Below are 12866 nucleotides of genomic sequence, written 5' to 3'. Positions count from 1 at the left end.
CCCGCCTCAGCGGGCGGTCAGCCGTCCGCTCATCCACTGGAGCGCCGCCGGGATCTCCCGCCGCCACGTGTTGAAGTTGTGGCCGCCGCTGTCGAGGATGATCGACGAGATCCGCGTCCGCCGGGTGGACTTCACGAGGTCTATGAAGCCGAGGGTGTTCCTGTAGTTGGACTCGCCGATCCTGCTGCTGCTGACGAGCAGTGAGGTGTCGGGCGCGGGCCGGTTCTTCAGGTACCAGCGCAGGTCGGCGCTGTCGCGCAGTGCCTTGTCGCCGTGGAAGAGGTCGCCCGTCGTGCGGTCGATGGGCGCCTTGTAGTACGGCGAGAGGCCCGCGCCCGCCGCGTACACCCCGGGGTGGTGGACGGCCAGCTTCAGCGCGCAGTAGCCGCCCGTGGAGTCGCCCATGACACCCCAGCTCCCGGGCTTCGCGCCGACCCGGTAGTGGGCCGACACGGCCTCGGGCAGGTCCCTGGCGAAGAAGGACTCGGCCTGCGGTCCGCCGGGGACGTCCACGCACTCGGTGTCCCTCGGGGGCGCCACGGTCGGCCGCAGCATGACCAGGATCATCGGCTGGATCCTGCCGTTCTTGGCCAGCCGGCTCACGGTCTGCGGGTAGTGCAGCCCCTTGACGAGGGCGCCGGCGGTCCCGGGATAGCCGGTCAGCACGGTGACAGCGGGGAACGTCCGGGTCCGGTAGCGCGGCTGGAAGTACTCGGGCGGCAGATAGACGTACGCGGGCGTGGCGATCCGGGTCGCACGGCCGACGATGTCGATCTTCTGGATCTGGCCGCCGGTCCCCGGCCGGGAGCCGCCCGAGATGTTCACCCGCTGCGTGTCGACCACTTGGAGGGGGCCGCCGCCCGCACCGCGCGCGCCGTTGTGGTCCACGACCACGCCCTCGCCGTGTTCCTGGCCGAGCAGGTCGGCCCAGCTGGCGTAGAAACCGAAGGCCTGGTTGGTGCCGAGTCCGACGCAGGCGAACAGCGCCAACTGGGTGGCCAGCAGCAGGCCCACGCGTCCGCTGACGGCCCGCCAGGTGCGCCGCGCCAGCCGCGGCCACCACCACACCGTGCCCGCGAACAGCAGTACGGCGAGCAGGACCGCCAGTACCAACACCTTGTTGCTCGTGAGACCCATGAGCTGCTCCGCCCGCGCTTTCCGCCCGGGCGGTCCCGCTCCTTCGCGAGGCCTTGCCCTGGACTTTCCTTACCTTTTGAACCGGCTTTCCGGAGACGAGTGAACCTGTGTCCCCAAGACACCGTCCTAGAGGGCGCAATGTCGCCGGATGCCGGAATGGCACCGGATTCAAGGTCTCTCGCAGAACTACGGGATGCGATGTCTGTCAGGATAGATGGGGAATTGTCGGGCGAGGTTCCGAGCCGAACAGGCCGAACGCGGCGCATACTCCGCGGTCCGAGCCCCGACGCCGTCCCCGCCCTGATCGCCAGGGCCTGCACGCTCGTCGGTGTCCTGGACATCGCCGCGGGTGTCTTCCCGCGCTTCCGTCACAGCCGTATGCACGCCCTCGCCGAGGTGCTGCCCGGCTCGTTCGGCCCGTTCGCCGCGGCCCTGTCGCTCAGCGCCGGCGTACTCCTGCTGCTGCTCGCCCACGGGCTGCGGCGCCGCAAGCGCCGGGCATGGCGCGCCGCGGTGGTCCTGCTCCCGCTCGGCGCCGTCGCGCAGTTCGCGTACCGGCACTCGCTGATCGGCGTCGTCATCTCGGCGGCGCTGCTCGCACCGCTGCTGCGCCACCGCGACGAGTTCGCGGCCCTGCCCGATCCGCGCAGCCGGTGGCGCGCGCTCGCCAACTTCGTTCTCATGGGCGCCGGTTCCCTCGTCCTCGGTCTCCTCATCGTCAGCGTCCACGAGAACCGCATGATCGGCGACCCGAGCCTGGCCGACCGCATCACCCACGTCCTGTACGGCCTCGTCGGCTTCGAGGGCCCCGTCGACTACGCGGGACCCACCTCCTGGACGGTCGCCTTCTCCCTCGGCGCCCTCGGCTGGCTGACCGCCGTCACCACCGTCTACCTCGCCTTCCGCCCCGAGCACCCAGCCGCCCGCCTCACCGAGGACGACGAGGTCAGGCTCCGCGCCCTGCTGGACCGGCACGGCAGCCGCGACTCCCTCGGCCACTTCGCGCTCCGCCGCGACAAGGCCGTCGTCTTCTCGCCCAGCGGCAAGGCGGCGGTGACCTACCGGGTGATCTCCGGCGTGATGCTCGCCAGCGGCGACCCCATCGGTGACGTGGAGGCCTGGCCCGGCGCCATCGAGCGCTTCATGGACGAGGCGCGGGCGCACTCCTGGACCCCGGCCGTGATGGGCTGCTCCGAGACGGGCGGCGAGGTGTGGACCCGCGAAACCGGTCTCGACGCCCTCGAACTGGGCGACGAGGCGGTGGTGGATGTCGCGGATTTCTCCCTGGCCGGGCGCGCGATGCGGAACGTGCGCCAGATGGTGAAGCGCATCGAGCGGGCTGGTTACGAGACACGGGTACGGCGCATCCGTGACCTCGGCGAGGGCGAACTGGACCGGATACGGCGCGCCGCCGAGGACTGGCGCGGCACCGACACCGAGCGCGGTTTCTCCATGGCACTCGGCCGTATCGGTGACCCGTCCGACGGGGACTGTCTGATCGCCACCGCCCACAAGGCGGACGCACAGCCCGGCCCGTACGGCGATCTGAAGGCCGTCCTGCACTTCGTCCCCTGGGGCACCGACGGGGTCTCCCTGGACCTCATGCGACGCGACCGCGCGGCCGACCCCGGCATGAACGAACTCCTCATCGTGGCCGCACTCCAGGCCGCACCCCGCCTCGGCGTCGAACGGGTCTCCCTCAACTTCGCCATGTTCCGCTCGGCACTCGCCCGCGGCGAGAAGATCGGCGCCGGGCCCGTGCTGCGCGCCTGGCGCGGACTGCTCGTGTTCCTCTCCCGCTGGTTCCAGATCGAGTCGCTGTACAAGTTCAACGCGAAGTTCCGCCCCCGCTGGGAGCCGCGCTTCGTCGTCTACGCCTCCTCGCGCGACCTCCCCCGCATCGGCCTCGCCGCCATGCAGGCCGAGGGCTTCGTGAACCTCGCCCTCCCCCGCCTCCTGCGCCGCCGCCCACGGGCCCGGCGCCCCTGCGCGCACGCGCCGGCGGAACGCGCCGTCAGAGCCGCGTAGCCCGGACGCCGCCCCGCCCCCTCCCCCGTCCGTACGTGGGCGGGGGCGCCGTACGGACCGGAGCGATCGGGGCCGGGGCGATCCGGTCCGGGAGGAGCGGAGCGTGCCAGGCGTCGACGGCGGACGAGACTTTGCGGACACGCCCTAGGCTGGGCGTATGAGCATTGAGCGCGGGCGCGGCCGAGTCGCGGGACTGCCGACGTGGGACCGCTGCGCGGTCATGGGGGTCGTGAACGTCACCCCCGACTCCTTCTCCGACGGCGGCCACTGGTTCAACACGACGGCAGCCGTCAAGCACGGCCTCGACCTGGTCGCCGAGGGCGCCGACCTGGTGGACGTGGGCGGCGAGTCCACCCGCCCCGGAGCCACCCGCGTCGACGAGGCGGAAGAGCTCAAGCGCGTCATCCCCGTCGTCCGCGGCCTCGCCGCCGAGGGCGTCACCGTCTCGGTGGACACCATGCGCGCCTCCGTGGCCGAACGGTCCCTCGCCGCCGGAGCCGCCCTCGTCAACGACGTCAGCGGCGGTCTCGCCGACCCCGCGATGCTCCCGGCCGTCGCCGCAGCGGGCGCCCCCTTCGTCGTCATGCACTGGCGCGGCTTCCTGGCGGGCGGGAACGTGAAGGGGGTGTACGAGGACGTGGTCTCCGAAGTCGTCGACGAGCTGCACGCACGCGTGGAGGCCGTCATCGACGCCGGGGTCGCCGCCGACCGGATCGTCGTCGACCCCGGGCTCGGCTTCTCCAAGGACCCCGAGCACGACCTCGCGCTCCTCGCCCACCTCGACCGCCTCCACGCCCTCGGCCACCCGCTGCTGGTCGCCGCCTCCCGCAAGCGCTTCCTCGGTCACGTCCTGGCCGACCCGAAGGGCGCACCGCCGCCCGCGCGCGAACGCGACGCCGCCACCGCCGCCGTCTCCGCGATCGCCGCCCAGCACGGCGCCTGGGCGGTCCGTGTGCACGAGGTCCGGGCCACCGCCGACGCCGTACGGGTCGCCCGCGCCGTCGAGGGTGCCCGCACCGGCGGGCCGTCCGGCACCGCCGGCCGTCCGGCCGCAGAGGGAGCCCGGTGAGCACACCGCAGACCGACGTCGAGCAGGTCGAACGCGCCAACACGGCCTTCTACGAGGCGCTGGAGCGCGGCGACTTCGAGGCTCTCTCCGGCCTGTGGCTGGCCCCGCTGGACACGTCCGACGACGACTTCGAGGGTGAGGGCGCGGTCGTGTCCTGCGTCCACCCGGGCTGGCCCGTCCTCAACGGCCGCGGCGAGGTCCTCCGCTCGTACGCGCTGATCATGGCGAACACGGAGTACATCCAGTTCTTCCTCACCGACGTGCACGTCTCCGTCTCCGGCGACACCGCCCTCGTCACCTGTACGGAGAACATCCTCAGCGGGGGCCCGGCACCCGACGACGGCGAGGAGCTCGGCCCGCTCGTCGGCCAGCTCGTCGTCGCCACGAACGTCCTCCGCCGCACCCCCGAGGGCTGGAAGCTCTGGTCCCACCACGCCTCACCCGTGCTCGCCGAATCCACCGAGGAAGAGGACGAGGACACCGCCGGTTGAGTGGGTATGGGTCCCACAGGGACCAAGAAGTGGTTGGAATCACCACCTCGGGGTAGGGGCGGCTACCAACCCGTGAGCCGCCGCGTTCCCCAGGGGAAACGTCCGGTGAAGCCTCGTCGCCTTCGCCCGGACGCCCGCCCCGTGGGCGAACGCTGTCAGTGCCCGCAGGTAGATTCGCCTGAGGCTGGTGTGCCGACCGCACTCGGTGCACGACGGCCGTTACCGACGATTGCAGGAGTGATTCGCGTGGATCGTGTCGCGCTGCGCGGCCTCAAGGCCCGCGGGCACCACGGCGTCTTCCAGAGGGAACGCGAGGAGGGCCAGACCTTCATCGTGGACCTGACGCTGGGCCTGGACATCCGGCCGGCCGCGGCCGACGACGACCTGACGAAGACCGTGCACTACGGGATCGTGGCGGAGGAGGTCGTCGCCGTCGTCCAGGGCGAGCCCGTCGATCTCATCGAGACGCTCGCCGAGCGCATCGCCCAGACGTGCCTCAAGCACGACGGGGTCCTGGAGGTCGAGGTCTGCGTCCACAAACCGGACGCGCCGATCACGGTCCCCTTCGACGACGTGACCGTCACGATCACCCGGAGCCGAGTATGACCGCCGCGTCCTTCACCGAGGGTCAGAGCGACCCGACCGTACAGCCGGTGCCCGCCTCGGTCGTCGAGCGCGTGGACGCCGCCGACTCGACCCTGCAGAACCCCCGGCGCGCCGTGATCTCCCTCGGCTCGAATCTGGGCAACCGCCTGGAGACCCTCCAGGGCGCCATCGACGCCCTGGAGGACACCCCCGGCGTCCGGGTCAAAGCGGTCTCCCCGGTCTACGAGACGGAGCCGTGGGGCGTCGAACCGGACAGCCAGCCCTCGTACTTCAACGCGGTCGTGGTCCTCAGGACCACCCTGCCGCCGTCCTCGCTCCTGGAGCGGGCGCACGCGGTCGAGGAGGCCTTCCACCGCGTACGGGACGAGCACTGGGGCCCCCGCACCATCGACGTGGACATCGTCGCGTACGCCGACCTCGTCTCGGACGACCCGGTGCTGACCCTCCCTCACCCGCGCGCCCACGAGCGGGCCTTCGTCCTCGCCCCCTGGCACGACGTCGACCCGGAGGCGCAGCTTCCCGGCCGCGGCGCCGTCGCCCAGCTCCTCAGCACGCTCACGCGGGACGGCGTAGCTCCCCGCGCGGACCTGGAACTCCGGCTGCCCGAGTAGTCGTTAAGGTCAGGACGACCACGGGCCGGCCGGCACAGGGCCGGCCCCAACGGGCTACCGAAGGGGCATCGTGAAAGAGCTGCGCATCCGGACACTGGCCGCGGTGTTCGTCGTGGCCGGAGTGCTGTCCTGGGCGGGCGCCCGCCTGTGGGCCGCGGTGGGCACGCTGCCCCGGGTCCCGCTCGCCGCACCCATCGTGCTCGCCCTGATCGCGATCGTCCTCCTCGCGACGGCCCTGTCGCTGCGCGCCCGCCTCAAGGCCCAGCGGGAGCGCCGCCCCGGCGCCAAGGGCGTCGACCCGCTGATGGCGGCCCGCGCGGTCGTCTTCGGCCAGGCGAGCGCTCTGGTCGCCGCCCTGGTGGCGGGACTGTACGGCGGGACCGGCGTCTTCCTCCTGGAGTCCCTGGAGGTCCCCGCCCGCCGCGACCAGGCCATCTACGCCGGCTTCTCCGTCCTCGCCGGCATCGCCGTCATAGCGGCCGGCTTCTTCCTGGAGCGCGTCTGCAAGCTCCCGGAGGACGACGACGAACACCACGGCGGAGCGGCCCCGGCCGCCTGACGACGAGCTGTGCGCCACGGGCCCCGGCCCCGCCGGTGAAGGCGGACCGGGGCCCGTGGCGCACAGAGCCCGACCGCGGACGGCCGGGGCGCCGCTACGGGCTCTTCTTGCTAGCGGGCCATGATGAGGCTCATCGCCTCGTTGCGGGTCGCCGCGTCCCGCAACTGTCCGCGCACCGCCGAGGTGATCGTCTTCGCGCCGGGCTTGCGGATGCCGCGCATCGACATGCACATGTGCTCGCACTCGATGACCACGATCACCCCGCGCGGCTCCAGGATCTCCATCAGCGAGTCGGCGATCTGGGTCGTCAGCCGCTCCTGCACCTGCGGGCGCCGGGCGTAGACGTCGACGAGACGGGCGAGCTTGGACAGGCCGGTGATCTTGCCGCTGGCCGCCGGGATGTAGCCGACGTGGGCGACACCCCGGAACGGGACCAGGTGATGCTCACAGGTGCTGAAGACCTCGATGTCCTTCACCAGGACCATCTCGTCGTGGCCCAGGTCGAACGTCGTCGTCAGCACGTCCTCCGGCTGCTGCCGCAGCCCCGCGAAGATCTCCTTGTACGCCCGCGCCACGCGCCCAGGCGTCTCCCTGAGGCCCTCTCGGTCCGGGTCCTCGCCGACGGCTATCAGGAGCTCGCGTACGGCGTTCTCGGCACGCTTCTCGTCGAACTCGCCGATCGCGGCCTCGCCGTCCAGCGTCACGGGGTCGGTCATCTGGTCCTCGTTCCTGTGGATCCTGCGCGTGCCGTCGACGCGTCCAAAAGGTGCGGGCGTACGAAAAAGCCGCGCCCCCCAAGGCTAGAACCTGGGGGGCGCGGCGTGCATTCCGGCCCTGGTGGGAGCGCCGGGAGCCGAACGATGTCAGCTCTCGGTGCGGTCCTCCGGGCTGCTCTCCGTCGCCGGGACGGACTCCGTCGCGGTGGCGATGGAAGCCGTCGAGCCGTTCGCGCCGTTCGTCAGTGCCAACTCCTTGGGGGAGAGCACCGGCGGGCGGGTGGACGGGGTACGGCGGGAGGAGCCGGTCCACGCGGGGCGGGCCGGGCGCTTCACGATGGGAGCGAAGACCTCGGCGATCTGCTCCTTGCTCAGCGTCTCCTTCTCCAGCAGCTGGAGCACCAGCGCGTCCAGAACGTCGCGGTTCTCGACCAGGATCTCCCAGGCCTCGTTGTGCGCGTTCTCGATGAGCTTCTTGACCTCTTCGTCGACGAGCGCGGCGACCTCTTCCGAGTAGTCACGCGGGTGCGACATCTCCCGGCCCAGGAAGGGCTCGGTGTTGTCGCCGCCGAACTTGATCGCGCCCAGACGCTCGGTCATGCCGTACTGCGTGACCATCGCGCGAGCGGTGGTCGTGGCCTTCTCGATGTCGTTCGCCGCACCGGTGGTCGGGTCGTGGAAGACGAGCTCCTCGGCCGCGCGGCCGCCCAGCATGTACGCGAGCTGGTCCAGCATCTCGTTGCGCGTCGTGGAGTACCTGTCCTCGTCCGGCAGGACCATCGTGTAGCCGAGGGCACGGCCGCGCGACAGGATCGTGATCTTGTGCACCGGGTCGGAGTTCGGGGAAGCCGCGGCGACCAGGGCGTGTCCGCCCTCGTGGTACGCGGTGATCTTCTTCTCCTTGTCCGACATGATCCGGGTCCGCTTCTGCGGGCCCGCGACCACACGGTCGATCGCCTCGTCCAGCATGTCGTTGTCGATGAGCTTCTTGTTGCCGCGCGCGGTGAGCAACGCAGCTTCGTTCAGCACGTTCGACAGGTCGGCACCGGTGAAGCCGGGGGTCCGGCGGGCCACCGCGGACAGGTCGACGCCCGGGGCGACCGGCTTGCCCTTCTGGTGGACCTTGAGGATCTCCAGACGGCCCTGCATGTCCGGACGGTCGACCGCGATCTGGCGGTCGAATCGGCCGGGGCGCAGGAGGGCCGGGTCGAGGATGTCGGGCCGGTTCGTGGCGGCGATCAGGATGACGCCGCCCTTCACGTCGAAGCCGTCCATCTCGACGAGCAGCTGGTTGAGGGTCTGCTCACGCTCGTCGTGACCACCGCCGAGGCCGGCGCCGCGATGGCGGCCGACCGCGTCGATCTCGTCGACGAAGACGATCGCCGGAGCGTTCGCCTTGGCCTGCTCGAAGAGGTCACGGACTCGGGAGGCACCGACACCGACGAACATCTCGACGAAGTCGGAACCCGAGATCGAGTAGAAGGGAACGCCCGCCTCGCCCGCGACGGCACGCGCGAGCAGGGTCTTGCCGGTACCGGGAGGCCCGTAGAGCAGGACGCCCTTGGGGATCTTGGCGCCGACGGCCTGGAACTTGGCCGGCTCCTGCAGGAACTCCTTGATCTCGTGGAGCTCCTCGACGGCCTCGTCCGAACCGGCGACGTCCGAGAACGTCGTCTTCGGGGTGTCCTTGGTGATGAGCTTCGCCTTGGACTTCCCGAAGTTCATGACCCGGGAGCCGCCACCCTGCATCTGATTCATCAGGAACAGGAAGACGACGACGATGAGGACGAAGGGCAGCAGAGACAGCAGGATGCCCAGGAACGGGTTCTGCTTGGACGGCGAAACGGTGTAGCCGTCCGGGATCTGCTTGTTCTCGAACTTGTTCTGGAGTGTGTTGGCCAGGGTCACACCCTGGTCGCCGATGTAACTCGACTGGATCTTGGAGCTGCCGTCGACCTTCTCGCCATCCTTCAGCGAGACCTTGACGACCTGCTCGTCGCCGGTGGTGATCTTTGCCGACTCGACCTTGTTCTGGTTGATCGCCTGGACGACCTGGCCGGTGTCCACCGTCTTGTAGCCGCCGGACGAACCGACGACCTGCATCAACACGACCACGGCAAGGACGGCCAGCACGATCCACATGACCGGCCCACGGAAGTATCGCTTCACGTCCATCCATACGGAGCGATGCCGCCCCGTCCCTCCTGCCATAGTGAGTTTGATAAAGACTGTTCTTCGGACGGTACCCCAGCATTGTCACCCGAAGCCGCAGGGGACTGCTGGCAATCCCGCCCACGCATGCTCCAACGGCGCGAAAGCCGCTGGGGTTCCCGAACGTCTTACGAGGACTCAGCCGCCCTCGCGGAGAGGGTGCTCAGCCGCCGTAGACGTGGGGCGCGAGCGTACCGACGAACGGGAGGTTGCGGTACTTCTCGGCGTAGTCCAGGCCGTACCCGATGACGAACTCGTTCGGGATGTCGAAGCCGACCCATTCCACGTCGATCGCGACCTTCGCCGCGTCCGGCTTGCGCAACAGCGTGCACACCTTCAGCGAGGCGGGCTCGCGCGAGCCGAGGTTGGACAGCAGCCAGGACAGGGTCAGTCCCGAGTCGATGATGTCCTCGACGATCAGGACGTGCTTGCCCTTGATGTCGGTGTCGAGATCCTTGAGGATCCGCACCACGCCGGAGGACTGGGTGCCCGCGCCGTACGACGACACGGCCATCCAGTCCATGGTGACGGGGGTGGACAGCGCACGCGCGAGGTCCGCCATGACCATCACGGCGCCCTTGAGCACTCCGACGATCAGCAGGTCCTTGCCCGCGTACTCCGCGTCGATCTTCGCGGCCAGCTCTGCCAGCTTCGCGTCGATCTCTTCCTTGGTGATGAGCACCGACTTGAGGTCGGTGCCCATGTCTTTCGCGTCCACCCGCATCACTTTCGGTCGTCCGTCCCACTTTTTTGGGCTCGCGCGGCCGGTCGGACCGCCCGGGACCCGGTACTGGGGTCCCGTGGAACCGCGTGAGCGGCCCCGGCGGAGGGTCCGGTTTTCAGCCTTGCCGAATCACCAGTCTGCCACCCTGGCGCTGAGCGACGACTTTGCCCGGGAGATTGATCGCTCCCTGGCCTCGCCAGCCGGTGATCAGCCGGTCGATCTCCTCGATGTGACGGGCGAACAGCGAACCGGCCGGGGCGCCCGCCTCGATGGCCGCGCGGCGCAGGATGCGGCGCCGTACGGCGGGCGGCAGGGCGTAGAGCTTGGCGCATTCCAGGAGGCCTGCCGCGTCGCGTACGGAGGCCTCGGCCTGGCTGGCCCAGGTGTCGAGGGCGTCGGCGTCGTCCCGGGACAGCTGGGCCGTCCGGGCGAGTGCCTCCACGACTCCTTTGCCGAGGGCCTTCTCCAGGGCGGGCAGCCCTTCGTGGCGGAGCCGGGAGCGGGTGTACGCCGGGTCGGTGTTGTGCGGGTCGTCCCAGACAGGCAGCGACTGGACCATGCAGGCCTTGCGGGCGGTCTGCCGGTCCAGGTGCAGGAAGGGACGCCGGTAACGGCCGTCGGCCCCCGAGACCGCGGCCATGCCGGACAGGGAGCGGATGCCGGAGCCGCGCGCGAGGCCGAGCAGGACGGTTTCGGCCTGGTCGTCGCGGGTGTGGCCGAGGAGGATCGCGGTGGCGCCGTGGCGCTCGGCGGCGGAGTCCAGGGCGGCGTACCGGGCGTCGCGGGCGGCGGCCTCGGGGCCTCCGTCGCGGCCGACGGTGACGGCGATCGACTCGGCGGGTGCCAGACCGAGTTCGGTGAGGCGCAGGACGACCTCGTCGGCGCGCAGGTCGGAACCGGGCTGCAGACCGTGGTCGACGGTGACGCCACCGGCGCGGATGCCGAGTTTGGGGGCCTCGAAGGCGAGGGCGGAGGCGAGCGCCATGGAATCGGCGCCGCCGGAGCACGCGACGAGGACGAGGGGTGCCGGGGGCGCGTCGCCGCCCTGGCGCGGCCGGGGAGAGGCCGCGGGGGGCTGTTCGAGGGGAGCGCCGGCGGGCACGGTCATGCTGCGGCGCGTTCCGGGGGCGGGGACGCGCTCGGCGTCGGGCACGCAGGGGCGCGCGGCACCGCGGGCGGGCGAACGCCGGGTGTCGGGGGTGGGCGGATGCTCGGTGAGGATGTCGTGGAGTACGCGGCGGACCGCCAGGCGTATCGCCGCGACCGCAGGATGGGGACCCATGTCCGGTTCCCTTCATGAAGTTTTCGGGGGGTTAGCCCGGGATCGGTCACTCAGAGTGTGTAGATGGTGACAGAACCGGGGCGTTCCCCGAGCATTGCACGCCTACCCATGCTCCACGGTCCCTCGGACGGGTGATTGGAGGGGCGTTTGCCTGCCGTCGGCCGGATCCGGTTCACGACCGTCCCGTAAGGTTCACGACTCCGCTTTGCGGTGCACCCGTGTGACCCAGTCCGCCGGTTTGGCGATCTCGGCCTTGGTCGGGAGGGTGTTCGGGGAGGTCCACACGCGGTTGAACCCGTCCATGCCCACCTCGTCGACGACCGCGCGGACGAAGCGCTCGCCGTCGCGGTACTGCCGGAGCTTGGCGTCGAGGCCGAGCAGCTTGCGCAGGGTCAGGTCGAGGCGGGAGGCACCCTTCGCCCGGCGCTGCTGGAACTTCTCGCGGATCTCGGCGACGGAGGGGACCACGGCGGGTCCGACGCCGTCCATCACGAAGTCGGCGTGTCCCTCCAGGAGGGACATCACGGCGGTGAGCCGGCTGAGGATCTCCCGCTGGGCGGGGGTCTGCACGATTTCCACAAGGGAACGGCCGCCGTCGTCCTCCTCCGTGTCGGGGCGCGAGCCGGCGAGCGACTGCGCGGCCTCGCGGACGCGCTCCAGGACCGTCATGGGGTCGACCTCGGTCTCCCCCAAGAACGACTGGATTTCGCCCTCCAGGTGGTCGCGCAGCCAGGGCACGGCCGAGAACTGGGTGCGGTGCGTCTCCTCGTGGAGGCACACCCAGAGGCGGAAGTCGTGGGGCTGGACGTCGAGTTCGCGCTCCACGTGCACGATGTTCGGGGCGACGAGCAGAAGCCTGCCACCGCCGTTGCCGGGACCCGCGGGGCCTCCGGCGGGCAGGTCCCGGGTCGCGGGCGCGAACGTCTCGTACTGCCCGAGGACCCGGGAGGACAGGAACGACAGCAGCATGCCCACCTCGACACCGGTGACCTTGCCGCCGACCGCGCCGAGGACGGCTCCGCCCGGAGTGTTGCCGCGTCGCTCCTGCATCTTCCCCAGGAGGGGCTTGAGGATCTCCCGGAACCCCGCGACGTTCGCCCGCACCCAGCCGGGGCGGTCGACGACGAGGACGGGGGTGTCGTGGACGACGTCGCCACCCATGCGGGTGAAGCCCCGGACGTGCTCCTCCGAGGACTTCGCGTGCCTGCGCAGTTCGGCGACGATGGCCCTGGCCTCGTCACGGCTCACTTCGGGGCCCGGCCGCACGAGCCGGGTCGCGGTCGACACCGCGAGGTTCCAGTCGACCATCCCAGTAGATGCAGCACCACCGATGCTCGTCATGCGTCAACCGTACGTGAGCGGGTCCGTGTGCGGTGAGGAGTACGGCGCCGGATGCGGCCGGGTGGGGGGCCGGTGGTGCTGGTGATGCCGG

12 protein-coding genes are annotated in these 12866 nt (G+C 70.8%); 6 read left to right on the top strand and 6 right to left on the bottom strand.

The features are described from left to right. Window positions 1-6: 6 nt before the first annotated feature. On the bottom strand, window positions 7-1137 hold the full coding sequence (locus ACIRQH_RS09545; protein ID WP_358815512.1) for an alpha/beta hydrolase-fold protein: 1131 nt from the start codon (window positions 1135-1137) through the stop codon (window positions 7-9). 222 nt (window positions 1138-1359) lie between these two features. On the opposite strand from ACIRQH_RS09545, the gene ACIRQH_RS09540 reads away from it, so the two are divergent. The 6 genes from ACIRQH_RS09540 to ACIRQH_RS09515 all read left to right on the top strand — a co-directional run bounded on the left by ACIRQH_RS09540 (window position 1360) and on the right by ACIRQH_RS09515 (window position 6501). Next, window positions 1360-3165 (top strand): phosphatidylglycerol lysyltransferase domain-containing protein, encoded by a 1806-nt coding sequence (locus ACIRQH_RS09540; RefSeq protein WP_358815511.1) that lies wholly within the window; start codon window positions 1360-1362, stop codon window positions 3163-3165. Window positions 3166-3322: 157 nt separating this feature from the next. Further along, window positions 3323-4234 (top strand): dihydropteroate synthase, encoded by a 912-nt coding sequence (gene folP, locus ACIRQH_RS09535; RefSeq protein ID WP_358815510.1) that lies wholly within the window; start codon window positions 3323-3325, stop codon window positions 4232-4234. Next, window positions 4231-4725 carry a nuclear transport factor 2 family protein gene (locus ACIRQH_RS09530; protein WP_358815509.1) on the top strand — a complete coding sequence of 165 codons (495 nt, stop codon included), beginning with the start codon at window positions 4231-4233 and terminating at the stop codon, window positions 4723-4725. Before folP ends, ACIRQH_RS09530 begins: the two co-directional genes overlap by 4 nt. Window positions 4726-4971: 246 nt before the next feature. Continuing rightward, entirely contained in the window at window positions 4972-5331 is a 360-nt protein-coding gene (gene folB / locus ACIRQH_RS09525) for a dihydroneopterin aldolase (protein WP_358815508.1), read from the top strand. Further along, window positions 5328-5942, top strand: a complete 615-nt coding sequence (gene folK, locus ACIRQH_RS09520) for a 2-amino-4-hydroxy-6-hydroxymethyldihydropteridine diphosphokinase (RefSeq protein WP_388876080.1) — start codon at window positions 5328-5330, stop codon at window positions 5940-5942. The genes folB and folK overlap by 4 nt, the downstream gene beginning before the upstream one ends. A gap of 70 nt (window positions 5943-6012) precedes the next feature. Continuing rightward, complete coding sequence (locus tag ACIRQH_RS09515; RefSeq protein WP_355878785.1) at window positions 6013-6501, top strand: DUF3180 domain-containing protein; 489 nt, start codon at window positions 6013-6015, stop codon at window positions 6499-6501. A gap of 110 nt (window positions 6502-6611) precedes the next feature. Here ACIRQH_RS09515 and folE read toward each other — a convergent pair whose 3' ends face one another. From folE to ACIRQH_RS09490, 5 genes are all read right to left on the bottom strand, one after another. Next, entirely contained in the window at window positions 6612-7217 is a 606-nt protein-coding gene (folE, locus tag ACIRQH_RS09510) for a GTP cyclohydrolase I FolE (RefSeq protein WP_358815506.1), read from the bottom strand. A gap of 147 nt (window positions 7218-7364) precedes the next feature. Then, the gene (gene ftsH / locus ACIRQH_RS09505) at window positions 7365-9392 is read right to left on the bottom strand and encodes an ATP-dependent zinc metalloprotease FtsH (protein WP_358815505.1); all 2028 of its coding nucleotides are present in this window, start codon (window positions 9390-9392) and stop codon (window positions 7365-7367) included. A 199-nt stretch (window positions 9393-9591) separates the two neighbouring features. Further along, window positions 9592-10152, bottom strand: coding sequence for a hypoxanthine phosphoribosyltransferase (gene hpt / locus ACIRQH_RS09500; RefSeq protein WP_081218605.1), 561 nt, complete (start codon window positions 10150-10152; stop codon window positions 9592-9594). 115 nt (window positions 10153-10267) lie between these two features. Beyond that, window positions 10268-11434 (bottom strand): tRNA lysidine(34) synthetase TilS, encoded by a 1167-nt coding sequence (tilS, locus tag ACIRQH_RS09495; RefSeq protein WP_358815504.1) that lies wholly within the window; start codon window positions 11432-11434, stop codon window positions 10268-10270. A 192-nt stretch (window positions 11435-11626) separates the two neighbouring features. Continuing rightward, window positions 11627-12775 (bottom strand): zinc-dependent metalloprotease, encoded by a 1149-nt coding sequence (locus ACIRQH_RS09490; protein ID WP_358815503.1) that lies wholly within the window; start codon window positions 12773-12775, stop codon window positions 11627-11629. Between the last annotated feature and the right edge of the window lie 91 nt (window positions 12776-12866).

This window comes from Streptomyces sp. NPDC102279 (assembly GCF_044766365.1).
Lineage (GTDB): Bacteria > Actinomycetota > Actinomycetes > Streptomycetales > Streptomycetaceae > Streptomyces.
The sequence above is the reverse complement of the archived record's forward strand: the minus strand, read 5'-3'. Positions and strand labels throughout refer to the sequence as shown.

Bases quoted from the DNA above. Each gene is read 5' to 3' on its own strand.
- ACIRQH_RS09545 (WP_358815512.1), bottom strand. From the start codon at position 1,137: ATGGGTCTCACGAGCAACAAGGTGTTGGTACTGGCGGTCCTGCTCGCC.
- folP (WP_358815510.1), top strand. From the start codon at position 3,323: ATGAGCATTGAGCGCGGGCGCGGCCGAGTCGCGGGACTGCCGACGTGG.
- folK (WP_388876080.1), top strand. From the start codon at position 5,328: ATGACCGCCGCGTCCTTCACCGAGGGTCAGAGCGACCCGACCGTACAG.
- folE (WP_358815506.1), bottom strand. From the start codon at position 7,217: ATGACCGACCCCGTGACGCTGGACGGCGAGGCCGCGATCGGCGAGTTC.
- ftsH (WP_358815505.1), bottom strand. From the start codon at position 9,392: ATGGACGTGAAGCGATACTTCCGTGGGCCGGTCATGTGGATCGTGCTG.
- hpt (WP_081218605.1), bottom strand. From the start codon at position 10,152: ATGCGGGTGGACGCGAAAGACATGGGCACCGACCTCAAGTCGGTGCTC.
- tilS (WP_358815504.1), bottom strand. From the start codon at position 11,434: ATGGGTCCCCATCCTGCGGTCGCGGCGATACGCCTGGCGGTCCGCCGC.
- ACIRQH_RS09490 (WP_358815503.1), bottom strand. From the start codon at position 12,775: ATGACGAGCATCGGTGGTGCTGCATCTACTGGGATGGTCGACTGGAAC.